Consider the following 24,861-nt stretch of genomic DNA (forward strand, 5'->3'; position numbering starts at 1 on the left):
CCGAATTCAATAAACGACTACCCGAATTCAATAAACGACTACCCGAATTCAATAAACGACTACCCGAATTCAATAAACAACTACCCGAATTCAATAAACAACTGCCCGAATTCAATATAAGAACTTATAGCAATCTTATTTGAGTTGTGAAAATTTTTGTTATGGTCGTCCTTAGTCAGTTGTGATTACAAAGGACAAATGACTAATGACATCTTCATGCCCAATCTATGTAAAAATACTTAAAATTCTATTGACAAGTATAAAATTATACTATAAATTGAAATAAGAAAGGCGATCGCGGACTCTTGGCCGAGGGCGATCGCCTTTCATTTAACCCCTACAATTGGAGTCAAGTATGATCATTGCACAATCAAAAAAGTTTGCCAAATCACAACAAAAGCACTATTTACCTACCCAAGGCAACAATGCACCCCCTCTGAATCTATCTAACCAAAAGCAATCACCAAAAAGAGAACCGATTAAACATTTATTGATTGGTTCACCAAAAGCCGTTACCAGCACAATTCACTTGTTGCAAGTTCTCGGCTATGCCAGCGTTGGTGACTGGAGTACGCTACTACCAACAGGTAATCCAGATGAAGTCATGAGTATTTTAAGCCGTCAGATTTTGATGCAATAACTCAGTCAAAAATTAAAAACTAAAAATTGAAAAAGAATGCAGAATTCTGAATTTAGAATTCTGCATTCTTGACACTTTTGCTATAAACCTTTAGAAAGTGAAAGTTGTTCTCAGTGTACCGATAATTGCATCGTCGTTGTTGCTGTTTTGGCCAGGAGAGGTCAACCAGATGACACCAGGGGTGATTGAAATGTTATCTGACACGCGATACTTGTAAAAGCCTTCAAAGTGATAAGGTATATCATTACCAGTACCAGCAAAAGCTCCGCCTCGGTTACGGGCATAAGGTTCTGCACCAGCAAAAATCCCTAAAACGTTACCCTTTTTACCGAGGTCAGGTAAGGCCACTCCAAGACCGTAACTCCAAGCTTCATAATCATCACCAGCACCAAAGCCTGTGACATCGTGGTAAGAAATAAAGCCACTGACTGAGAGTTTGTCGCTGGGTCTAAAAGCTGCTTCTATACCGTAAGAATTACTGGAAGATCCGTTTAAGGCAGTTAGGGTGTTAGCTTGACCAGTACCTACGACGCGGTTAGTACTACCCAAACCACCACCTAGATCGAATAAATTACCACCTCCAGCACCATGATAACCGTGAACGTAGGTAGCAGCTATGGATAAGCGATCGCCAACACTAAAGTTCAACTGTCCCAAGGCTGCATAATTACCCTCTAATAAACCTAGATTTGCCCCAGGATTGTTAGCATTTGATGCCAAGTAGCCGATAGTCAGCGAACTTGGTTTGAAAAAACTGCCGCCCTTACCAAAGGGTAAAGTCAGTGCCGCACCTGCACCACCACCAATGCGATAAATCGGACTTTCAGAAGCAAAGGTAGACAAAGCACCATTACCGCCATCATAGTCCTCAAAGTAAGGGTTATTAGTGGCTACATAATCGCTATGAATACCTCCGGTGCCCGCAATGTAGACTTGGGCTGGGCCTATGGGTACGTAATACGCCAGCCAGTCGATAATCACACTGTTGTTAGTAGTGCTGCCGATTTGAAATGTTTGCGTACCTTCAGAAGTATCGATCCCAACACCATTATTCCCTACTTGTGTAAAGGCTAGTGCATTCCCGGCTGCAAGACGAGTGTGTAAAACGTCTTTACCCGTGAAGCTGGTTTGCAAGTCTAAACGTACCCTATCTTGGAAGACAGTATTATTCGCATCGCCAGTGTTATTGCCAAAAATATCAGTAGCGACAAAAATAGCTTCACCCACCAATTTTGTGGTAGTAGAAAACTGATTAGCTTCAAGTTCCGCAGTCCGCGCTTCTAGAGAATCTACTCGACCACGCAGAGTTGCTAGTTCTGCCGAGAATTCCTCCTGCAAGCGCTGGAGAGTCGCCAAATCCTGTTTTGTCACCAAGTCAGCAGTTGCTGTCGCAATCAGTTCATTAACTCGATCTAAACAAGCATTCAAACCTGCGGCAAACTCATAACGAGTCAGTGCCCGATTGCCACGGTAAGTAGAGTTTGGGTATCCTGCTATACAACCGTAGCGTTCAACTAGGGATTGCAAAGCTTGGAATGCCCAGTCAGTCGGTTGTACATCAGAAAACTGAGAAACTGATGTGACTTGAGATAGTGAATTCTGGTTCTTGCCTTCGCTGTTGTAGCGATTAACTTGTTCTAAAACCTGATTATCATCAGTCTTTTGGGCAACCAACTGCTGATTTTTTGGTTGCTTTGTTTGAATGAATATTGAAGCATTAGAAGCTATTGGTGCTTCTGTCTGAGCAGGTTTTAACTTTATATCTTCAAAAGAGCTTGCTCCTTCAGCAGCTATAGCTCTTGCGGAAACCAACACCGTCACTCCCAAAACTACTGGACTTAGTACCAGAGTTTTCCACAATAAATCAGACATTTTTATTTTCCTTTCCCAAAAATAACCTAAATCAGTTGGTTTAAGAAAAAGAGAACAAGCAATTATTCTACTTGTTAGAAATCTTATCAGATTGCTGTTACCTAAGCCATATCTAAGAAAGTTTTATCACATGAAGAATCGTAAAGTATTGCAGATGTATGTTTACTAAAGGTCGTGATTATAAGGTATTTTTGTGCGTTTTTGCGCTATTTGTGAACTTTGGCTTCTCGTTTTTAACCTTGATTTGCGGTAGATAGTTTTTATCTTTAAATTTATTGCTGAATCAAGAACGTGCATTTATTTATTGGGTTTGGAATTATGAATTAAGAATTTATTAACTATGAATAATTTTGACCATACAACCTGCGAAATATCGGTTTCAAGTCGAGGTAAACAGTGCGTAAAGCACTGCAATTAAGCGAGAAGGCAGCGATTTATTATCTATATAAACTGTTCGATCTGATTTATAACTGATTACTTCTATATTCCATCCAAAACACATTTTTATTTTTTTAGTTCCCTGATTTAAGCAGTTAATTTCTCATAACTATCGGCGATTGTTTCTAATCCCAGAATGTCATAATTCTTTGACTCAGAGGTTCCATCCATCGTCATAACCATAGCGTCGATTAAAGCTTTGGCTTTCAGCAGCGTTTCCTGAAACTCCATCTCAGGCTCAGAAAGAGCTATAATTCCACCACCTATACCAATGGAAGTTTGATTGGGAGTCAAAACAGCAGTCCGAATGACAATATTTAAATCGGCTGAACCATTCAAACCCAAAAAACCGATCGCACCTGAATACACTCCCCGCGCCTCTTGTTCTAGGCGATCGATAATTTGCATGGTGCGGATTTTCGGCGCACCAGTCATCGATCCTCCAGGAAATGCAGCTTGCACGCAATCCACCGCTTGTAAATCCGAACGTAATCGCCCGCGTATCGTTGTTACCAACTGATGTACTGTTGGGTATGTTTCCACATCCATTAATTTTGGTACGTGGATGCTACCGACTTCACAGACTCGTCCCAAATCATTGCGTAACAGATCGACAATCATCAGATTTTCAGCCCGATCTTTTTCGCTGTTGCGTAGCTTCTCACGGAGGACGAAATCGGCTTCGGGGGTTTCTCCTCGTGGTAGCGTTCCCTTGATGGGCTTAGTTTCTACCCAACCTTGGCGATCAATGCGTAGAAACCGTTCTGGAGATGAGCAAGCGATCGCTACGCTCGCCGCAGGCATCGCAATTTCACCAAAGCGCAAAAATGCAGAGTAAGGAGCTGGGTTGATTTTACGTAATGTGCGATAGAACGTCAATGGATCGGGGGTTACATCGGTATGAAGCTGATTTGTTAGGCAAACTTGATAGGTTTCCCCTTCGTGAATTTCGTTCAAGCAATGCTGAATATCTTGGATGTAATTTTGATAAGTGCGACTCAAACGGAACTTCACCGGCTGACAATTTTCTTGGGGTATAAGAGAAGAAAGAGGATCTAGAGTTTCGAGTTGTTGTTGGATTGTATCAAACCAAGTTTCTACCTGTTCTGTTTGTCCTTTTTTGATTAATTGCAGCAAATAAAGACACTGTTCTTGATGATCGATGGCAATCATGCGATCGGCAAGTAAGAAAATTGCATCAGGTAATGGTGAAGAATGTACCAATGACGATCCACACTCCGCCTTAAGTTCATAGCCAAAATAGCCCACAAATCCACAGTTAAAATCAAACGGTAACTCATCAGCTTGGCAACTTCGGCAGTTTATTTCTCGCTTCAAATACTCAAAAATACTTTCGGTGTGACGAGTTACGGCATCTGACTGGGTGACGATGATTTCTTGCGTTTCGGTATTATATCGCACCAACAGACTGTTTGCTCCGCTGCCATCACCCATAAACGAGAAGCGAGATAGACCAAGTTCTACACGGCTGCTATCTAACCAAAAAGCGTTGGGTGCATTCTCAAACAACTGCACAAATATTTGTTCTGTATTTGGGCAGATATCTAACTTGCGCGTATACAATTCAAATTTCTCTTCCTGTTTTTGGCAAGATTCATCTACAGTAGAAGTAACAGATCCATATCGAATGCAATACTGTTTTTCTGGACTTATTGACGATTTCTTTGGAAATTGCAGCGTAATATCTCGAAAGTTTTCTAGTAATCTTTGCCCATATTCTGTACAGATAGACTCTGGGTGAAACTGCACACCCCAAAAAGGTAGATGTAGATGACGCAATCCCATCACCAATCCTTCTTCAGTCCAAGCAATTTTTTCTAAACACTCAGGTAGTTCATCAGCAACTAATAATGAATGATAACGCACCACAGAAAACTGATTAGGAATACCTTGAAATAATTCTGAATTATTATGATAAATTTTACTGAGTCTGCCGTGTCGAACTTCCGGTGCATGAATCACTTTTCCACCATATAGGTAGCCAAGTCCTTGATGTCCCAGACAAACTCCCAACAAGGGCACATCCACATTCTCAATTATTTGCCGACAGACTCCAAAATCTTCTGATCTCTCTGGACGACCAGGGCCAGGTGAAATCACAATGTTGTCAAATGCAATTTCTTTCAATTCATCCCAGTTAAGCTGATCGTTATAAATTACTAAAGGTAGTTCCCCATTTACCTCGGCAATCATCTGGTAAAGATTAAATGTATAAGAGTCATAGTTATCAATAATTAGCGTTTGCATACATAGTCACTTAACTAGCACATATAGCAATCCTAAATCATTCGTGAAAAATTAGATCCCCGACTTCTTGAAGAAGTCGGGGATCTAGCTTAAGTTCTATAGGCGCATCTTCAAAAATAAAGGGTTTCAGAACATTTTCTTAGATGAATGCTGGCTTTGCCAAAGGTCGCATTTATACGAGAATTTCGCTCGATTTTGTGCCATTTCTAGATTTTACCTTCTTGTTTTTAACTCTGATTTGTGGTAAGTCTTTTTTGTCTTTGTAAAAGTAACAGATTTCTACTAAAGTTGGCCATATTTCTAGAGAGCCATGAAATTGGCTAATGACATCATCGATAATTCTGGAAACGTTTTGCTGAAAAAAGTCTGGTTCAAATCCATAAAATACTCTGGATAAATTCTCAGCAAATAATTGAAGTGACTGCTTGCGTTCTTCATTCTGGGTAGAGATTGAGGCTTTGACTACTTGTCTATGAATAGCAGAGATTTTTTCCAGGATTTCCTCAGAATCTTGTAAGGTGACTTCGCCTGAGTAATCAAACTTGATTCCCAAATCGTCAAGATGATAAACACTGTTTTTAATCTTCTTTTTCAGCAAGCTACATATTTCTTCATTAAATAGTTCGCTAGCCAAAGGATTACGCATATAGTTATTTCTAATATGGTTTTGGACAGCATCAACGTGTGCAGCTGCAATCCCTTCTTGCTGTATCCAAATCCTGTAGATATAATCCTCAAATCTAAGCCGAGTTGGAAAAAAGGGTGGTAAACCTAATTGATTATCATATCCAGCAACTCCACAATCCATTCGCCAGTTTTTATTAGTAATAACGGGTCGAAAATTGGTAAGAATATAAAAATCATTTAGGTCATTGGGACTAATTTGGTTTTCATCATTGAGATACATGTGAATAAAATCAAGTGTATCTATATCATTAGTTCCTGTGCGAAAAGTTTGGGCAATCTTAACGATCGCATTATTTAAGACTCTCCCCTGTTGTAATAAAAGGCTGTTTTCTCGAAAGTAACCTTTAGTTGTATTGGTTTCTAAATCCATTGCTGTATCAAGTACCAATTCTCCAGCCTCGAAGTTTTCTGGTACATGACTGGCTTTTTGACCTAAAACATCACCAAAAGCCGTGAGTAAGTCAAAAGATTTATGGACATAGCCGCCTTGTTGGCTAGACTTGATTAATTTTCCTCGGCATATTTCATCACCAGATAAAGATTCTGGGCTAGTTTCAATTAATGCATCTGGACGCATATCGTCATCTGCACTAACCATTAAATGTCCAAGGGTATACATGAGTGTGAAGTTACGATTTCCGCCATAACTAGGTCGGAATAAGTTTTTGACTAGTGATTCTAGCTTGCGATCGCGCAGTCTTTCATTTAAAAATGTAATAAATTGCTCTTTCTGTTGGGGACCAACATAATACACATCATTGACTGTCTTAGTCTGCTCCAAAAGTGGGTAATATTTCTCATGGTTAGCAACGCTAGAATCGTCAAAAACGATAATTTTTAAAGCATGACCATTCGCCCAGAAATTCTCATCATACTTTTCGATGGTCTGTGCTACATCTCTTAGGCGATGAGTCGGAATAACAAATATCGTCTCTTTTGATTTCATAAAATGTGTTTCAGGTTTTAAAATGAAGTTTTACAAGTTCAAACTCTGTTTAGATGTTTAAACATCTCTACATTGGTGGGGTTCAACGGTAGTAAACTTTGAAACATCAGCAGTAGTAGCGCTAAAACTGCCATTGCTGTATTGCTGAGTAAGAGAGCGATCGCATATTCTCTTCCAGTCATGCTCTTTTGCGGTTCAATACCTATAAAGAGATAAATTAAGCGCTCCAGTGGGTTCATTATTGGGCGTTGCTGATTGCGGTATGAAAAATAATTTTGCGTTATTTCAAAATCCTTGTAGAGACGTTGCATTGCAACGTCTCTACATCCAAATTCATACCTCGATTCAGCAACACCCATTATTGGATCAAGCCAGGTTCTTTCCATACAGAAGACTTTAGCTAGGTAGTGTCCTGCGATCGGTACTGATATCACAACCAAGAATAAGGTGAGGAAGATTTGCACAAAACCTTGGAGCATAATCGGGAAGCTTCGCCATAGAAGGACTCACTTATTTAGGACTATAGTCAGAGCAATTGAGCGCTTCTTTAGTTAGAGCAGTAGCAGGATTTACTGCACACTTTAGATAAGAATTTTTATGAAAAAATTGGCAGTTTTTACAAGGATGTTGCTCTAAATATTTGATGCTTACTATTTCGTCTTTATCTTGCGCCCTATTTTCTGGTGGATCTTCTATTGCTTTGCAGACAGATGAAACGAGATAAACGACAATTCCCCAAACAATCATGAAGGAAATATGAGCCAAAAATACTGCGACAAAAGGAATGTCTCCGTTTTGTGGTTTTACGTCACTATGTGTTGGCTTAACCAGGTTAGCTTCAATCAGGGTAGACTGATGAACACTTTTTTGGGCGAATACATAAAGTCGGAAAAGCTCCGAAGTATGCATATTAAAAACCTTTAATTTAGTCGAACTCAGATTCGGTAAATTGATGAAAATTCAACCTTTTTGTCAATTAGCAATAAACTATTGTGCTTGTTTTTCATCCAGGAATTTATAGATATTTTTTCTGAAAAAAATATCTATAAATTCCTGAAATTGAATTGTAATCGGATTACCTAAATTTTTTAATCATCTTTGGGTCAGATTGAGAAAAGAAGAAATAAATTTTCATTTGTCTAATAATATGTGGAATCGAAGGCTGTTGGCAGTCTTGAGTAATCTGAATTAACAGATTGAGTGTCTGTTGGTCGAGCTTCCAATAAGCAACAGTTTAGGGAATAGTAAAGAGAATGGATTTTTTTAAGAGTAACCTTGAGAGCGGGAACCATCATGAAATGAGTTGCTATTGCTAAGACGTAATCACCAGCAAAAATAATTGGATTATCTGTTGCATAAATGACTTGGGTTTCTCTTAAAATTACCAAAAAAGCACATTTATTAGGTAACTGAATTTCTGTTAAATGAATGCCGCAGTAAATACTATTTTCTTTAATTAAAATAGCAAATAAGCTTGGTTCTAAAAATTTTTTATTTTTCAACACAAAATGTTTTTATTGAACTCTAATAATATTGTCCAATACTTTGGATAAAATTTGATTTTTTTTGGATATATTTTGAAGGTATATGAATTATATAGATATAAATAAAAGATATATTTATTGACTAGTTAAAACGGCATATATTTAGAGATATATTTTTGATATATAGGACGCATATTTGATTCTTGAAAAAATTCAGTAGAACTCAAAGAGGCTTCTTGCCTATTGCAAGAGTGCCTCCTACGCAAATTAAGTATGGCTACGCCAAGCTGCGCGAACAGAAATCAAATCGGATTGCAATATGGCCCTAGTTAATCATTTGAGCGAAAGCTTAAACTGCTAACGGTAAAATTTTAGTCCATGCTTGACACCCACTGATTCATTTTTTTTGTATTTTATTATACTAAAAAATTTATATCTGATGCTTTATAACAAACATGACTCAGGTTTAAAAAAGGCGATCGCTCCATACATATACCTGGTTTAAAAGCTTGTAGAGCAAGGATATCAGCCGTTCATAGATGTAGTTATTTGCCTTGAAGAGCGCGATCGCTTACTTTAGTAAAAAATATTATACTTAAATTCAATATTACTCAGTATTAACATCTAAAAATACATAAATATACAAGTAAGCCAAAGTAAAAAAAAATATAGTTCGAGTAGTGACACTTAATTTTTTAAAGAATATAGTGATTAAATTAACTCAGTTTACTCTGTAAGCAGATTCTTGATTGCTGCTTGTAAAGCTATTAATGGCTTGATTATCTTGAAAAGCCAGCTTTGCATAATACGTAAGAAATTATACTTAGAATTAATAATCTAGGCTAATTTTTGGTGCGTGAAAACAGCAATACTAACGGGTTAATATCTCAAGCTTCCAAAACAATTAATTTAGGTAGGTAAAACTTATGGCAACTTTCAAGGGTACTAATGGTAATGATGTCCTCAATGGCACCGCGAGCGCTGACATTATCTATGGCTATGAGGGCAATGACTCCCTCAGTGGTGGAGCCAGTAACGATACCCTAGATGGCGGTACTGGTAACGATACATTGAAAGGTGGAGTGGGCAACGATATTTACATCGTTGATACCACTGAAGATATTGTCAGTGAAGATAACGGCTCCGGTGGCGATGCAGGTGGTATTGATACAGTTAAGTCTTCTGTTAGTTACACCTTGGGTAACTATATCGAGAACCTCATCTTAACCGGAACAACAGCCATAAATGGCTATGGAAATGCACTAAACAATGTGATTACAGGCAATAGTGCCAATAATTACATCTCTGGGGGAGATGGTAATGACAGCCTCTATGGTCTTGAGGGAGACGATACTCTGATTGGAGAAGCTGGAAACGACAAATTGTATGGTGGTGAGGGTAATGACAGCCTCTCTGGTGGCGAGGGAGATAATAGCTTATACGGCGATTTAGGTAACGATATTCTCAATATTTCCTCTTCTTCTGGGAAAAACCTTTTAGACGGAGGCTCTGGGAATGATTACTTTTATGCTCAGTATAGCACTGGCAACAACACCCTCAAGGGAGGAACTGGGAATGATAATTTCGATATTTATTATTCTTCTGGGAATAACCTTTTAGACGGCGGCTCTGAGAATGATATATTTTATGCTACCAATCCCACTGGCAGCAATACCCTCAATGGAGGAGATGACAATGACTCCTTCTATTTTAATGCCCCCTCTACTGCCCCCTCTTCCTTAGTAACTCAAACGGTAGATGGAGGTGCGGATGACGATTTTTTGTCCCTCAATTACGGCAATTATAATATCGAGGGAATCACTTCGACTTTCAATGCAACCACTAAGCAAGGCTTGATTACGGCTGGGACATACCGAGTTAGCTACAAGAATATTGAACGATTAAATCTCTACGGTACAGCCAACGCTGACACTATTGTGGGCAGTAATGGCGACGATAACCTCAATGGGTACGATGGCAATGATCTCCTGATTGGAGGGAAAGGCAATGATATTCTGTATGGAGGATCTGGCACTGATACCTTTACCTTTAATACATACAATCAAAGTGTTGATAGTCTTTATGACTTCGACACGACTGGTGAACTTATTCAGGTATCAGCTGCTGGTTTTGGCGGTGGGTTAGTAGCAGGTACAGTTTCGGCGGGTCAGTTTACCATCAATTCAGGCGCGACAACAGACGCTCAACGATTTATCTACAACAATAGTACAGGTCAACTTTTCTTTGACAAAGATGGTAGCGGTGCTGCGTTTATTCAAGTACAATTCGCACAATTAAATGGTGGACTCTCACTAAGCGAAGCCAATTTCGTTGTTGTTGCCTAATTGTAATATCAAATCTCGGCATTGCAGATTTACAGCGATCGCATCACAAAAACGGCGTTGCTGAATTGAAGTATGAATCTAGATGTAGAGACGTAGCAGTGCTACGTCTCTACAAGGATTTTGGTATTATGCAAAATCGTTTTCATAGATTGAATCTGCGTGTAGAGACGTTGCATTGCAACGTCTCTACAAAAGTTTTGAAATCACCCTTTAATCTTATCCAGAGCTAAATTCAGCTTCAACACATTAACTCCAGGTTCGCCAAAGATGCCGAGAAAGCGGCCATCGGTGTTTTGAGAAATTAAAGTTTCGAGTTGGTTCGGCTGAACTCCTCGCGCCTTGGCTACTCGTGCGACTTGCGCGATCGCAGCTTCCGGGGTAATATGCGGATCAAGGCTAGAACCAGAGGTGTAAACTAAATCGCCAGTCGGCTGCACACCTGCTTTTTTCAAACGATTGAAGTCACCTTCAACTTTTTTACTGGGGTCTGGGTCATCTTTACCTTTAATGCGTTCCATTAATGCGGGATTACTGGGAGCCAAGTTACTAGCGCCAGAAACCCCAGTTCTCAAAACTCCCGCATCGTCTTTTTTCGGATCGGCTGTGCTGTAGCTGGTGGTACTGGGGCGGCTGTTAAAATAGCGATCGCTACTAAAAGGTTGACCAATCAAAGCAGAACCGACAACTTGACCAGCGCTATTTTTCAGGAGACTACCGTTTGCTTGAAACGGAAACACAATCTGCCCAATGGCAATCATCGCAAAAGGATAAATAATCGCTCCAATAACCCAGAGTACCAAGGTAGAACGAACGGCTCTACCGGCTTCGCGTGCAAAACTCATTAGAATTTCTCCGGTACAAACATGACAAAAAATAAATAGATGGAAAGCCCTAGTGTCACCAGTCCTAACAGTCCCAATCCCCAAGATTGACTCCGGGAAAGTTGTTCATTAGTAGCGGCATAAACCATAGGTGCAACCACTAGGTTGAAACACATCGCCAAGAACAAATACAGTGGCAGCTTTTGCCTACGCCATTGACACCAGATTTCAGTTATTTCTTCTAATACTTGGGATGCAAGAATAGTGCGGCGGATCTGAATAAATTTCATAGTAAATTAAGACAAAGGTAGGATTATATCTATCAGTTTGATGGCAATGAAGGGAGCAACGATACCGCCAAGACCAAAGATAAAGATGTTACGACGTAGCAGTTGATCTGCTGTTAAAGGTAAAAACTTCACCCCTCTGAGTGCTAGCGGAATTAGTGCTGGAATAATTAAGGCATTGTAAATCAGCGCCGAGACGATCGCAGATTGGGCACTCTTTAATCCCATAATGTTAAGTGCGCCGATTCCAGCAGCAGCAAAGATTGTCGGAATGATCGCAAAATACTTGGCAATATCGTTAGCGATGGAGAATGTTGTCAACGCCCCACGAGTAATTAGCAACTGTTTACCGATGGTTACTAAGTCAATCAACTTAGTGGGATCTGAATCTAAGTCCACCATGTTAGCAGCTTCTTTAGCAGCTTGCGTTCCAGAGTTCATCGCCACACCCACGTTTGCTTGAGCCAAAGCAGGCGCATCGTTCGTACCATCCCCAGTCATTGCCACCAGTTTACCCTGAGATTGTTCCGAGCGAATCACTTCAATTTTGTCTTCTGGAGTCGCTTCGGCAATGAAATCATCCACCCCAGCTTCCTCGGCAATCACCGAAGCGGTAATTCGATTGTCACCTGTAAGCATGATGGTGCGAACACCCATGCGGCGGAGTTGGTCAAATCGCTCCCGCAAACCAGGTTTGACAATATCTTTCAGGTAGATGACACCATAAATTTTGTCATCTTGGCAAACAGCCAAGGGTGTACCGCCTAATCGGGAAACTCGCTCATAAGCTGCATCTATATCATCAGGAACATTGCCGCCACGGGAACGGACAAATCCCTTAATGGCATCTACCGCACCTTTGCGAATTTGTTTACCATCGGGTAAATTCGTGCCACTCATCCGGGTTTTCGCGGAAAATTCCACACCTTCGGCTTTATCAATGTTAAAGTCTACCCCAGCCTGGGACTTTTCTGCCAAAATCACAATCGATTTGCCTTCTGGCGTATCATCAAACAAGCTAGCAGCTAGGGAGACTCGCGCCACATCTATGATTGAGTGGTTATCCAGGGGAATAAACTCATCAGCCATCCGATTTCCCAAGGTGATCGTGCCCGTCTTATCCAGCACCAAGGTGTTGATGTCACCGCAAGCTTCTACCGCTCGACCAGAGGTTGCAATGACGTTAAATTGAGCAACTCTATCCATCCCGGCAATGCCGATCGCACTGAGCAAACCACCGATAGTTGTGGGAATTAATGCTACCAAGAGCGAGATGAGAATAGCAACGCTAGCACCCGCCCGCAAACTGTTCCCCGCTTCAACTCCAAAGGCGGTGCTGATAAAGCTAGCGATGTAGGCGACAAATGGGGGCATAGTTGCCACCACAATTAAGAACACCTGCGTTAACACTGCCAATAATACCGTCAAAGCAATCTCGTTGGGAGTTTTGCTGCGTTCTGCCCCTTCTACCAGGGCAATCATGCGATCGATAAAGCCTTGTCCAGGATCGGCACTAATGCGAATTGTCAACTCATCCGAGAGTAGGCGTGTACCGCCTGTCACCGAACTGGCAATATCTGTACCTGGTTGCTTCAGTACCGGGGCAGATTCTCCAGTGATTGCCGACTCATCCACCGAGCCGATGCCTTTAATTACATCTCCATCGGCGGGAATCATGTTATTTGCAACCACTTTTACCAAATCGCCCCGTCGCAGTTCTGTAGAATTGACTTTTACTATGGAACCATCGGGGAGGATTTTGTTGGCAACAGTATCCGATCGCGTCGAGCGCAGTGAATCGGCTTGTGCTTTACCGCGTCCTTCAGCTACGGCTTCGGCAAAGTTAGCAAAAACGAGGGTGAAAAAGAGAATGAAGGTAATTAACCCGTTTAATAAGCGTTGTTGATTAATATCTGCTTGAATTGTGCCAAACAAATTTGGGTTAAGGCTAACAAGAAAGGTGACAATTGTCCCCACCCAAACAACAAACATCACTGGGTTTTTGACAGTAATTCGCGGATCGAGCTTGACAAATGACTCACGAATTGCCCTTTGGTAAAGCCCCTGCATATTTGCTTTAGGCGTATGCTTGCGCGAGTCACGAGTTCCAGATCCAATACGAGGCGAAGGAGAATCAGTAGTCATTGGCATACATTAAATTTTGGGAATGCGGCATTGGGCACTTGTACTGAGTTTCGACACTTCGACTCCCTTCGGCTTTGCTCAGGGCAAGCCGCTCAGTGCATCGCTACGCGGTAATCGAGCGAAGTCGAGATTCAACTACCGCGAAGCCGTTGGCGTGGTCACTGAGCGTAGTCGAAGTGCAGCCTCTCGTAGAGAAGTATTGGGCATGGGAAGATGAAGTGGATGAATGAGTATCAAAGGTGGATGAATGAGTATCTGAGGTAGATGAATGAGTATCAAAGGTGGATGAATGAGTATCTGAGGTGAATGAATGAGTATCCAAGGTAGATGAATGAGTATCTGAGGTGAATGAATGAGTATCCAAGGTAGATGAATGAGTATCTGAGGTAGATGAATGAGTATCCAAGGTGGATGAATGAGTATCAAAGGTGAATGAATGAGTATCCAAGGTGGATAAATGAGTATTCAAGGTGGATGAATGAGTATCCAAGGTGGATGAATGAGTCTTGAAGTCAATGCTTTAACTCCTAACTCTTAACTCCCCACTCCTAACTCCTAACTCCCTACCCAATACCTTTAGCAATAAAGAAAGCTTCACCAATGGGCCCCAATGCCAGTACTGGGAAGAATGTAAGTGCGCCCAGGATTAAAATTACGCCTGCGGTAACGCCTGTAAATAGTCCGGTATCCGTTCGCAATGTACCAGTGGTGTAAGGAACAGCTTGCTTACGAGACATACTATCTGCTAGAAACAACAAACCGATGATGGGAATATAGCGTCCAGCAATTAAACTGAAGCAGGTACTCAAGTTCCACCACAAAGCAGTTGCAGTAGTTTTTGTACCTGTAGCGATCGCCAAAGGAGACGGTTGTGAATCTCCCAAACCTTCAAAGCCAGAACCGTTGTTAGCAGCAGCTGAGGCGTATTCATAGATAACTTGAGCAAAGCCGTGGAATCCTGGATTACTAATTCCTGATAATTGATCGGGAAACGCCAAGGCGATACCTGCGGGAATCATAATTGCGATCGGGTGAACTAGCAAAATCAGAAAACTAGCAAGTACAACCTCGCGCTTCTCAATCTTGCGTCCCAGAAATTCCGGTGTGCGTCCCACCATCAACCCTGTAGCGAACACAGCTAGAATCAGGTAAGCGAACAAATAAGCAGTTCCTGTACCCTGTCCACCCCAAATAATTTGCAGGAACATATTAGAAAGGGTAATAAAACCACCATTGGGCATGAAAGAGTCGTGTAAACTATTGACTGCACCGCACATCGTGCCAGTTGTACTTACGGCAAATAGCACAGATTGCGCCCAACCAAACCGGACTTCTTTGCCCTCTAAATTCGGTTGCTGACTACCCAGTAGTCCATTCACAGCCGGATTGCCGTTGTATTCACCAATGGCAGTGACGATGATAAATACTAAATAGAGAATGCCTACCATACCGTAGACTAACCAAGCTTGCTTAGTGTTATTCGCAAACAACCCATAAGTGTAGATTAGGGATGTAGGAATTGAAAGCATCGCCACGATTTGAATTAAGTTAGTAAATCCACTAGGATTTTCAAAGGGATGTGCTGAGTTGATGGCGAAAAAGCCACCGCCGTTCTCTCCTAATTGCTTGATAATTTCAAAATGGGCGACGGGGCCACGAGCGATCGCCTGACTAATATTCGCATCTTCCAAGGTGGGGAATACAACCGCACCCCCCAGTGTTTCGGGAACGCCAGCTGCCATAAGAGCGATCGCGCCGACAATACAAATAGGCAGTAAAATTCGGGTAATCGAGCGAATTAAATCTACATAAAAATTGCCTAACGATCTACCAGTCAATCCCCGAATAAAGGCAATCCCTACCGCCAAACCAGTAGCAGCAGAGGTGAACATGTGATAACCAAGCCCCCACATTTGGCTGCCATAGCTCATGTAGGTTTCACCAGAATAGTGCTGTTGGTTAGTATTAGTAATAAAAGAAATAGTCGTATGCAGTACTGTATCCCAAGTTGGGGCATTTATCTTGGTTGGGTTTAATGGCAGCCATCCTTGATTCATAATAATCAAGAAAATCAGCAACCCCATTGCGACGTTACTGTATAGGATTGCCCGCCCATACTGCCAGCCAGTCATATTTTCTTTGCTTTTAACGCCAACCAAGGAATAAAGCACTCGCTCGACTGGATTCAAAATCGGGTCGAGAAAAGTACTTTGTTCTAGGTAGACACGCGCCATGTAGCGTCCAAAAACGGGAGTTATCGCTACTACAATTAATAGCGTTAATACAATTTGAATCCATCCTTCTAGCATGAGTTAATCAAACTCCAATAAGAGTAAATTCGAGATGAATATCAGATATTTTCTGGTTACGAATTGGAAATATTTATGATTTATATCGGCATCATTATTAACTAACCAACTTATAACTATGGGCTTTCTCAATCAATCATGGAACTTTTTTTTGAAGAACACAAGGTATAAATTGATATTTAAACTAGGCTATAGAATAAATATATTCTTCTATATATCCAAGTCTTCAGAGCGTTTATTTCGATATATATCTGCAAATATAGAAGGACAGCCAAATACTAAACAAATAGCTATTTGATACTAACAGGACTTACGCAAGAACTTTCTGAAACTGTTATTCCTTTGTGTCCAACTCTTACGAGACGCTACGCGTAGCTTGCTTCCCCGCAGGGGTATGCGTCCTTTGCGGTTCGTTTTATCATAATTTGGCGTAAGTCCTAACTAAATCTAGCTGAGTCTTTGAGGATTACAGTAATTTTCAGCTTTATTGACTACGTAGTGAATAGACCTCTTGCAAAAGTCCCTAACACCCTAACCCCTCCCTGCTCTTCGCTATCCATTACCCGGATCTTTCTTAACATTTGCGATAGTCTTGACTCAGGTTTTGAATATTTTACAAAACACCAAATTAACCTAAATATCTCAATTCTGCTGTAACTCTTTTAATCAATCACTTTTGGCTTACTTGGATTTTACGGAATAAACTCTTCCTTTCCAAGCGCCGCCGCGCCCTTGCCAGTGACGTAGTGCTGAGTCTAGAGTCATCAGGGTATAAAGAAAAGCGATCGCAGGTAAACTAAAAACTAACCAAGGAGAACATTTATAAAAGCGGATCGTCGGGTAATAAGCGAAGCTCATTAACAGCCATCCTAATAAACCTGTAAGTGCGATCGCCCAATTGCTCCAAACTGCACCTAGAATTACACCCACAGGTGGAACTAGATAAATCAGAGGCATTCCCACCAATGTGCCCAATAGTAGTAATGGAGAATAATTCAGTTGGGTATAGGCAGTACGAGCAACCATATCCCAAATCGTTGCCAGCGAGTCATAAGGGCGCAAACTGCGAGTCAAGGTACTCAATCCTAGCCAGATACGTCCTTGATTGGGGATTGGGTATTGGGAAGAGGCAGAGGGGCAGGGAGAAGGGTGCAGAGGAGAGGAATTTTCCCCCTGCTCCCGTTCGGCTACGCTCACGGCAAGCCTGCTAAGAGCTCCCCTGCTCTTCTTAACAGCCTGAGCCAGGGCGCAATCGTCAATTAAAGCTTGGCGAATGACTTGAATACCACCGATTCTTTCTAAAGCTTCACGGGCAATCAAAATAGATCCCCCAGCTGCGGCGGCTGTGGGATTGTTAGGATTATTTACCCAGTGGAAAGGATAGAGTTTTTGGAAGAAAAAGACGAAAGCTGGAATCAAAAGTTTTTCCCAAAAGCTTTCACACCTGAGTCGCACCATTACCGAAACCATATCTAAATCTTCCTGCACAGCTTTCTTCACGAGTCGGCGGAGATTATCAGAATCGTGTTCAATATCTGCGTCAGTTAGTAAAAAATAATCGGGTGCAAATAAATTCGCGCTCTTTATACCTTGCTCAACTGCCCAAAGTTTGCCCGACCAACCGGGAGGCAGTGAAGCGCCAGAGATAATATGCAATTGCTGGGATTTACCTACAGCGTGTGCAACCCCTTCAGCAAAATTTGCTGTGCGGTCTGTGCTGCGATCATCTACCAAAAACACGTTGAAAGAACCAGGATAATCTTGAAGTAGGAGCGATCGCAAACTAGTTGGTATTAACTCAGCTTCGTTACGCGCTGGAACGACCGCACAAACCGCAGGTAACGATTGTAGCTGAGTTTCTGTAACCTCTAATTGCTGGTCTGTCCGCCAAAACTGTCCCCAAAAACCCAGTAATCCCAACCAAATTGTCAACGATAAGAGCATCAATCCTAATACAATTACATCCATGACCTATTGCAAATTATCAGTGACTCAGACACAATACTATGTCTATTGATAGAGGAAAAAAAATTTTTTCGCTGTAATACCGTGTTCATAAATAGTGTTGGGTGTTGAGGTTAAATAGTTTTTCATGCAAACACAAGACAGGGTAAAAGTCAATAAAGTTGCAGAAGCGATCGCAGCCAGTCAACAACATTTGCTTTCGATTCAAAATCTGGCAGGTTATTGGTGGGCAGAGTTAGAATCTAATGTCACGATCACTGCTGAAGTTGTCCTCCTGCATAAAATTTGGGGAACAGACCAAACAAGAGCTTTACACAAAGTTGAAGCATATTTGCGTCAAGAGCAACGACAGCATGGCGGCTGGGAACTTTACTACGGTGATGGCGGAGAACTCAGCACCTCGGTTGAAGCCTACATGGCGCTCAGACTGCTAGGTGTACCAGCAACCGATCCGGCGATGATTCGGGCACAAGCTTTTATTCTCCAACGGGGTGGGATCAGCAAAACTCGGATTTTTACCAAGTTGCACTTAGCCTTGATTGGCTGCTACAACTGGCGCGGTATTCCCTCGCTACCAGCTTGGGTGATGCTGTTGCCAAAAGCTTTTCCTGTCAATATCTACGAGATGTCTAGCTGGGCACGTTCTAGCACAGTGCCGCTATTGATTGTATGCGATCGCAAACCTGTTTTTCTCACCGACTCAGCTATCAACCTAGATGAGCTATATCTTGAAGGTATCGATCGAGTCCAATGGGAATTACCCCAAAGTGGTGATTGGACAGATTTATTCCTCACCCTCGATCGGGGTTTCAAGTTGGCAGAAAGTCTGAATTTAGTACCCTTTCGTGAAGAAGGCATCAAAGCCGCCGAAAAGTGGATTTTAGAGCGTCAAGAAGCTACAGGTGACTGGGGCGGCATTATTCCGGCGATGTTGAATTCAATGCTAGCTTTGCGGTGTCTAGATTATGACCGAAGCGACCCCATTGTGGAACGAGGTTTGCAAGCAATTGATAACTTTGCGATTGAAACAGAAAATAGCTATCGAGTACAGCCTTGTGTTTCACCTGTTTGGGATACAGCTTGGGCGATGCGTGCTTTGATAGAATCTGGCTTTGCACCAGATCATCCGGCTGTGGTCAAGGCTGGAGAATGGTTATTGCAAAAACAAATTTTAGATTACGGAGATTGGGCTGTCAAAAATCGCCAAGGAAAACCAGGGGCTTGGGCTTTTGAGTTTGAGAATCGCTTTTATCCCGATGTAGACGACTCGGCGGTAGTGGTGATGGCACTACATTTGGCAAAACTTCCGAATGAAAAAATCAAGCAGGCTGCGATCGCTCGTGCCTTAAACTGGATTGCATCTATGCAATGCAAACCAGGTGGGTGGGCTGCTTTTGATTTGGACAACGATCAAGATTGGCTTAACTCCATTCCTTATGGTGACTTAAAAGCCATGATCGATCCAAACACAGCAGATGTTACGGCTAGGGTATTAGAAATGCTAGGTGCTTGTAACTTGGCAATTGATAGTGATAATTTGGAGCGATCGCTGGTTTATCTTCTGCGCGAACAAGAAACTGAAGGCTGTTGGTTTGGGCGTTGGGGTGTAAATTATATCTACGGCACCAGTGGCGTTTTGTCAGCTTTGGCGTTAATCGCTCCTCAAAGGCATAAACTCAGTATAGAACGGGGAGCAGCTTGGTTAGTTGGATGTCAAAACCCAGATGGGGGTTGGGGTGAGACTTGCCGCAGCTATAATGATCCCAGTCTCAAAGGAAAAGGAAATAGTACTGCATCTCAAACTGCTTGGGCTTTAATTGGCCTCTTGGCAGCAGGTGAAGCAACTGGTAAATTAGCTCTTGATGTAATTGAACGGGGAATTAATTACCTGGTGGTAACTCAACAGCCCGATGGTACTTGGTTTGAGGCAGACTTTACAGGTACTGGATTCCCTTGCCATTTTTATCTCAAGTATCATCTGTATCAACAATACTTTCCTTTAATCGCGCTAGGTCGCTATCAAGCAGTGATATCATCTTCGGGAAATTAGTTATGATTCCCATAGTCATTGCACATTGAACTGATTTTGCCAAATTCTCTATCCAAGGGAAAAAGTAGGGAGTTTTATACCTCTTACTTTTGGCTGATTAGTGCCTGATTAATTTAGCGATCGCATTTTTTTGTGAAAATTTTATGGTTAAAGGATTGAGACTTAGTATGCTGCTATTAGCAGTTCTGGGAAATCTGGCATGGTCATTTACTGCCAAGGCAAATTTTAATAATGGCAAACTCAACGTGGAAATTGATGGCTTGAAGAATAAAGAAGGACAACTCTGTGCGAGTATATTTGCAAGCAGTAAAGGATTTCCTAGCGATGGCGATCGCGTCATACAAAAGCAGTGTACCAAAATTACTGATACTCCCTTAAACATTACCTTTGACAACTTGAAACCAGGTAGTTATGCCGTTGCTGTTTTCCACGATCAAAATAATGACGGCACTCTCAATACCAATATTTTAGGTATACCAAGCGAAGGCTTTGGATTTTCCAGCAACCCAGAAATTCTTGCAAGAGCGCCCAAATTTAGCGAAGCAGTATTTTTAGTGGCAGGGCCGGATACCAATATCCAAATACAGTTGAAATATTTTTAAGCTGACAATTTTAGATTTTAGGGCGCAACTTAGATTTTGGATTGAAGGAAAAATCTAAAATCTAAAATCGAATGATTTTTGCTCTATTCTGGTGAATCGTTGTCTGAGTCTTCCGGTAGACTTTGTTGTTCTGGCAAGCCACGCATTCGATTCATCTGATTTAAAGCATATCGTGCTGTTGCTTGCACTTCGGGATCTGGGTCTTCCAGTGCGTGGCGTAACATCTGACTCATTTGACCCATCATGTCATAAACGCGCGTCAGGTCACGGATCGCATTTTGCCGCACTTGTGGACTTTCATCTTGGATTGAAATTGCCAAAGCACGATTCATCGGTTTGAGTGTACGGATGCCAATTTCTGACAAAGCTGCCAAAATTAAACTGCTTTCTTGAGAATCAGCATCAATCATCAGGTCAACCAAGTGCTGAATTGCGCGCGAATCTCCCTGCTGACCTAAATCCCAAATAGCCTTGCGCCGCCTCATTCGGTCAGAACTGCGTAAGTCTTGAATTAATTCTTCAACGATATTCACTTTAGCAAGACGGGAAGTTTTTTCTGGTAGCAGCAATTGTGTGGCGAGTGGTGGCGTAGCTGTTTGTGGACTAGTTTCAGTCTCTGGTGAGGATGATGTCATTGGGTCTTGGTTAGCTTCACTAAAACTTTTAATATTTGATCTTTCGGACTTTTGAACTTGTTTGACCTGACGAATCCATCTCAGCAGGTAAAAAACTGCGCCTATACATCCTAGAACTCCGATGGCAAATATTAACCACCAGACAAAACCTCTTTCGGTTGCTCTTTCGGTTGGCTTAGGTTTTGCAATTGGTTTAGAAATCTGAGCAGGAGAGGTAAATATTGGAGAGGTGACAATCTGATTTTTGTTTTTGGCAGCCAAAGCTGCTTGCAGTTTTCTCCTAGTCTCCGAACCCGTAATACCATCTACTTTTAAACCCTTTGCTTTCTGGAATTTAGCTACAGCGATTTCCGTACTAGCGCTGTACTGTCCATCTACCACACCACTGTAGTATCCCAATTGCTTTAATTGGGTTTGTAGTCTCTGCACATCTGATTTTCGACTACCATATCTCAAAACAGCCGGACTAGCAGTAACAGTAGAACTAGTTTGTGCAAGTTCTAAAATTTTCGGTGCTAGGTTAGGGGTGGCTGTGCTTGAGCGATTCGGGTAAAAACCCATGCAAGAAAAACAGGTAAATATCAGAATTGAGGAACGGCATAGCCTCATATTGCAAGTTTCAGCCTGAACGTGCTTTTGAAGTCTTCGATACCACAATACCTTCTAGATGAGCAAATGTTAACTGTCATTTTTGGGGATTGGGAATTGGGAATTGGCGATTAGGGATTGGGGATGGTTATTCTCCTTGTTCCCTTATTTTTACCTTTAACGAGTTAGGGTAAAATTTCTGGTTCAGATTCTCTTACTGCTAGGCTTATAGAATTTAATTTTTTAGCAGATGTTTCTAAAACTGGTTGCTGTATATTAGCTATTTCGCCGACAGTAATTGTGTCGTTTTGTCCTACTAAGGTATCACGTTGGTTGATGAGATAGATGCTGATTAAAGTCAGAAATACTCCTACCCATTGCAATGGACTGAGGACTTCTGAGAGGAAAATATTGCCGAATAATAGGGCAAAAACGGGTGTGAGGAAGGTGAGGGAACTAAGACTAGTGAGACTGCCACTAGAGGCAAAGTAGAAGAATAACCCGTAGGCGATCGCACTGCCAAATACGGTAGCATAACTCAAAGCTGCTAAATCAGATCCGCCCAGATTCTCCCATTGCTGGGATTCGATAACTGATGAAACTCCCCATAGTGGCAATCCACCCAAAATCATGTGCCATCCTGTAGCAGTTACCGGGTCAGCATGTCGGCACACAAACCGAATCAACACTGTTCCCACTGCCATTGATAGGGCTGCTAACAGCATCAACCACTCACCACTAGCAAACAAATCTTGCCAGTTGCCAATTGTAATATTTGCGCCTGAGTCGAGAAAATGTAAAATCCACTCATCAGGTAAACCAATTAAACTAATGCCTGTGACTCCCAAGCCTAGCCCCAGCCATCCCCAAAAACCAATGTGTTCTTGGAATAACCACAACGACAGCAAGGCGACAGCCAAGGGTTGCGAGTCAATCATCACAGACCCTAACCCTGCACTAGTTCTGACTAATCCCTCTGCCAAAAAGCCTTGAAACAGTGCCCCATCTACTAGGGCAAATAAGGCAATCCACAACCATGCAGCCCAACCCTTCGGTTGGGGTTTACCCATGAATGCTGCTGCAATCAGAATTAACATCCCTGCTGGTATCAAACGCACTCCCGCCATGAATAGCGGTGTGGTATGGGGTATCACTCCTTTCATGGCTACCATTGCCGTCCCCCATAGGAAAAAGGGGGCGATTAATAGAAGCGGGGCGAAGGGAAGTCGAGATGCACTGAGTTTCAGTTGCATGGGTTTGCTGATGCCTTTGTTTAACAAGCGCAAAAATTGCTTTACCCAATTTTACCGAATTATGTAGTTTTGCGATCGCTTTGGCGGGTGCTTTGCACTATCGCATTGCGTCTTAGAAAGCAGGAATTAATGCTCAGGTGATGAAAGTCCGAATTACCAATAATTCGGTAACAAAATTTAAGTTAAGCTAAAGTTCGTCAATGGGTCAGCAGTGAAGACAAGGCTTTGGATTAGAGGATGAATCAATATTTTGCAACGGTTGCTCGCGGATTAGAAACCCTTGCGGCTCAGGAGTTAGAGCAATTGGGCGCTCATTCAGTGGAGCCAGGGTTTTGCGGTGTAGCCTTTGAAGGCGATCGCACCCTACTTTATCGCGTCAACCTCTGGGCTAGGCTGCCGTTCCGAATCTTGGTGAATATTCATGAGTTTCCTTGCCTTGATGCCAAGGATCTCTATCGCGGTATCCAAACTATCGATTGGCAAAACTATCTCACGCCAGACATGACCTTGGCGGTGAATGTCACGGGTAAAAACAAACACCTCAACCACACCCACTTCACATCTCTTCAGGTCAAAAATGCGATCGTTGACCAACAAAAAGAAAATCTCGGCGAACGTTCAAATGTAGAGCTTCATGAACCAGATGTGCGGATCAATGTTCATATTGAAAGCGATAGTTGTACCGTTAAACTTGACAGTTCTGGAAATAGTTTGCATCGCCGAGGCTACCGCCCTGCGGTTGGAGTAGCCCCTCTCAAGGAATCTCTCGCTGCGGCTCTCATTCAGCTTTCAGGCTGGCAACCAAACCAGATGTTCTACGATCCTCTCTGTGGCTCTGGCACTTTACCTCTCGAAGCTAGCTTAAAGGCGCTGAATATCGCACCAGGGTTGTTTCGTGAATCCTTTGGATTTGAAAATTGGCTAGATTTTGATTTATCCCTTTTAGAAAAGCTGCTGCAAGAAGCTAAGGATAGCCAATTGCATACCCTGCCTGCACCTATTTGGGGAAGCGATCGCGATGAAAATATAATCGAGCAAGCGATTAACAATGCTCAAAACTGCGGCGTTGATAACCATGTATGGTTTTCTCAAATGGAGCTTGCTGATGTTGTCGCCCCCGCAGACAGTGGGATTTTATTGTGCAATCCACCCTATGGCGAACGGCTGGGGCGAGATAGCGATTTAGGGGCATTTTACAAACTTTTGGGCGATGTGCTGAAACAACGTTTCAAAGGCTGGACTGCATTTGTCCTCAGTGGCAATAAGGAACTATCTCAATCGATAGGACTAAAATCATCCCAGCGAATTGCAGTGTACAACGGAACGCTGCTCTGTCAGTTAATGAAATATGAGCTTTACTAATTACTGCATTTCATTAATTTGTAACAAATTAAATTTGGCATCCCCCTGCAATGCCAATGCATCCGCCTGCAATGCCAATGCATACCGATACAATGTTAATGCATCCGCCTGCAATGCCAATGCATGCCGATACAATGTTAATGCGTCCGCCTGCAATGCCAATG

Annotated in this window: 20 protein-coding genes; 5 read left to right on the forward strand and 15 right to left on the reverse strand. The window is 42.2% G+C overall.

Annotated elements, in window-relative coordinates; all coding sequences use genetic code 11:
• Window positions 1–361: 361 nt before the first annotated feature.
• Window positions 362–640, forward strand: a complete 279-nt coding sequence (locus RMX98_RS29270; protein WP_322679454.1) for a hypothetical protein — start codon at window positions 362–364, stop codon at window positions 638–640.
• Window positions 641–730: 90 nt separating this feature from the next.
• Here RMX98_RS29270 and RMX98_RS29275 read toward each other — a convergent pair whose 3' ends face one another.
• The 6 genes from RMX98_RS29275 to RMX98_RS29300 form a co-directional block, all read right to left on the reverse strand.
• Window positions 731–2,512 carry an iron uptake porin gene (locus RMX98_RS29275; protein ID WP_322679429.1) on the reverse strand — a complete coding sequence of 594 codons (1,782 nt, stop codon included), beginning with the start codon at window positions 2,510–2,512 and terminating at the stop codon, window positions 731–733.
• 525 nt (window positions 2,513–3,037) lie between these two features.
• A complete protein-coding gene (gene pabB, locus RMX98_RS29280) occupies window positions 3,038–5,218 on the reverse strand; it encodes an aminodeoxychorismate synthase component I (protein ID WP_322679430.1) in 2,181 nt (726 codons plus the stop codon).
• Window positions 5,219–5,390: 172 nt separating this feature from the next.
• Window positions 5,391–6,851, reverse strand: a complete 1,461-nt coding sequence (locus RMX98_RS29285) for a hypothetical protein (protein WP_322679431.1) — start codon at window positions 6,849–6,851, stop codon at window positions 5,391–5,393.
• Window positions 6,852–6,889: 38 nt separating this feature from the next.
• The gene (locus tag RMX98_RS29290; RefSeq protein WP_322679432.1) at window positions 6,890–7,330 is read right to left on the reverse strand and encodes a potassium-transporting ATPase subunit KdpA; all 441 of its coding nucleotides are present in this window, start codon (window positions 7,328–7,330) and stop codon (window positions 6,890–6,892) included.
• Window positions 7,331–7,361: 31 nt separating this feature from the next.
• Window positions 7,362–7,760: a hypothetical protein gene (locus RMX98_RS29295; protein ID WP_322679433.1), complete on the reverse strand. Its 399-nt coding sequence runs from the start codon at window positions 7,758–7,760 to the stop codon at window positions 7,362–7,364.
• 230 nt (window positions 7,761–7,990) lie between these two features.
• Entirely contained in the window at window positions 7,991–8,356 is a 366-nt protein-coding gene (locus RMX98_RS29300) for a TrkA C-terminal domain-containing protein (RefSeq protein ID WP_322679434.1), read from the reverse strand.
• 905 nt (window positions 8,357–9,261) lie between these two features.
• On the opposite strand from RMX98_RS29300, the gene RMX98_RS29305 reads away from it, so the two are divergent.
• Window positions 9,262–10,680, forward strand: coding sequence for a calcium-binding protein (locus RMX98_RS29305; RefSeq protein ID WP_322679435.1), 1,419 nt, complete (start codon window positions 9,262–9,264; stop codon window positions 10,678–10,680).
• A gap of 203 nt (window positions 10,681–10,883) precedes the next feature.
• On the opposite strand, the gene kdpC is transcribed toward RMX98_RS29305, so the two are convergent.
• The 6 genes from kdpC to RMX98_RS29335 form a co-directional block, all read right to left on the reverse strand.
• Window positions 10,884–11,522, reverse strand: coding sequence for a K(+)-transporting ATPase subunit C (gene kdpC / locus RMX98_RS29310; RefSeq protein WP_322679436.1), 639 nt, complete (start codon window positions 11,520–11,522; stop codon window positions 10,884–10,886).
• Window positions 11,522–11,791: a potassium-transporting ATPase subunit F gene (locus RMX98_RS29315; protein ID WP_322679437.1), complete on the reverse strand. Its 270-nt coding sequence runs from the start codon at window positions 11,789–11,791 to the stop codon at window positions 11,522–11,524. The genes kdpC and RMX98_RS29315 overlap by 1 nt, the downstream gene beginning before the upstream one ends.
• A gap of 6 nt (window positions 11,792–11,797) precedes the next feature.
• Entirely contained in the window at window positions 11,798–13,939 is a 2,142-nt protein-coding gene (gene kdpB / locus RMX98_RS29320) for a potassium-transporting ATPase subunit KdpB (RefSeq protein WP_409881105.1), read from the reverse strand.
• Between the two features lie 97 nt (window positions 13,940–14,036).
• Window positions 14,037–14,402: a hypothetical protein gene (locus RMX98_RS29325; protein WP_322679439.1), complete on the reverse strand. Its 366-nt coding sequence runs from the start codon at window positions 14,400–14,402 to the stop codon at window positions 14,037–14,039.
• Between the two features lie 94 nt (window positions 14,403–14,496).
• Complete coding sequence (kdpA, locus tag RMX98_RS29330; protein WP_322679440.1) at window positions 14,497–16,242, reverse strand: potassium-transporting ATPase subunit KdpA; 1,746 nt, start codon at window positions 16,240–16,242, stop codon at window positions 14,497–14,499.
• 681 nt (window positions 16,243–16,923) lie between these two features.
• Window positions 16,924–18,210 (reverse strand): glycosyltransferase, encoded by a 1,287-nt coding sequence (locus tag RMX98_RS29335; protein ID WP_322679441.1) that lies wholly within the window; start codon window positions 18,208–18,210, stop codon window positions 16,924–16,926.
• 124 nt (window positions 18,211–18,334) lie between these two features.
• On the opposite strand from RMX98_RS29335, the gene shc reads away from it, so the two are divergent.
• The gene (shc, locus tag RMX98_RS29340; RefSeq protein WP_322679442.1) at window positions 18,335–20,257 is read left to right on the forward strand and encodes a squalene--hopene cyclase; all 1,923 of its coding nucleotides are present in this window, start codon (window positions 18,335–18,337) and stop codon (window positions 20,255–20,257) included.
• A gap of 143 nt (window positions 20,258–20,400) precedes the next feature.
• A complete protein-coding gene (locus RMX98_RS29345; protein ID WP_322679443.1) occupies window positions 20,401–20,859 on the forward strand; it encodes a DUF2141 domain-containing protein in 459 nt (152 codons plus the stop codon).
• A gap of 83 nt (window positions 20,860–20,942) precedes the next feature.
• On the opposite strand, the gene RMX98_RS29350 is transcribed toward RMX98_RS29345, so the two are convergent.
• Entirely contained in the window at window positions 20,943–22,103 is a 1,161-nt protein-coding gene (locus tag RMX98_RS29350; protein WP_322679444.1) for a peptidoglycan-binding protein, read from the reverse strand.
• Between the two features lie 164 nt (window positions 22,104–22,267).
• Window positions 22,268–23,335, reverse strand: a complete 1,068-nt coding sequence (locus RMX98_RS29355; RefSeq protein ID WP_322679445.1) for a DMT family transporter — start codon at window positions 23,333–23,335, stop codon at window positions 22,268–22,270.
• Window positions 23,336–23,572: 237 nt separating this feature from the next.
• Between RMX98_RS29355 and RMX98_RS29360 the strand changes: the two genes are divergently transcribed.
• The gene (locus RMX98_RS29360) at window positions 23,573–24,697 is read left to right on the forward strand and encodes a class I SAM-dependent RNA methyltransferase (protein ID WP_322679446.1); all 1,125 of its coding nucleotides are present in this window, start codon (window positions 23,573–23,575) and stop codon (window positions 24,695–24,697) included.
• On the opposite strand, the gene RMX98_RS29365 is transcribed toward RMX98_RS29360, so the two are convergent.
• Window positions 24,698–24,859 (reverse strand): hypothetical protein, encoded by a 162-nt coding sequence (locus RMX98_RS29365; RefSeq protein WP_322679447.1) that lies wholly within the window; start codon window positions 24,857–24,859, stop codon window positions 24,698–24,700.
• Window positions 24,860–24,861 lie beyond the last annotated feature (2 nt).

The organism is Nostoc sp. DedQUE02 (assembly GCF_034531035.1).
GTDB lineage: Bacteria > Cyanobacteriota > Cyanobacteriia > Cyanobacteriales > Nostocaceae > Nostoc.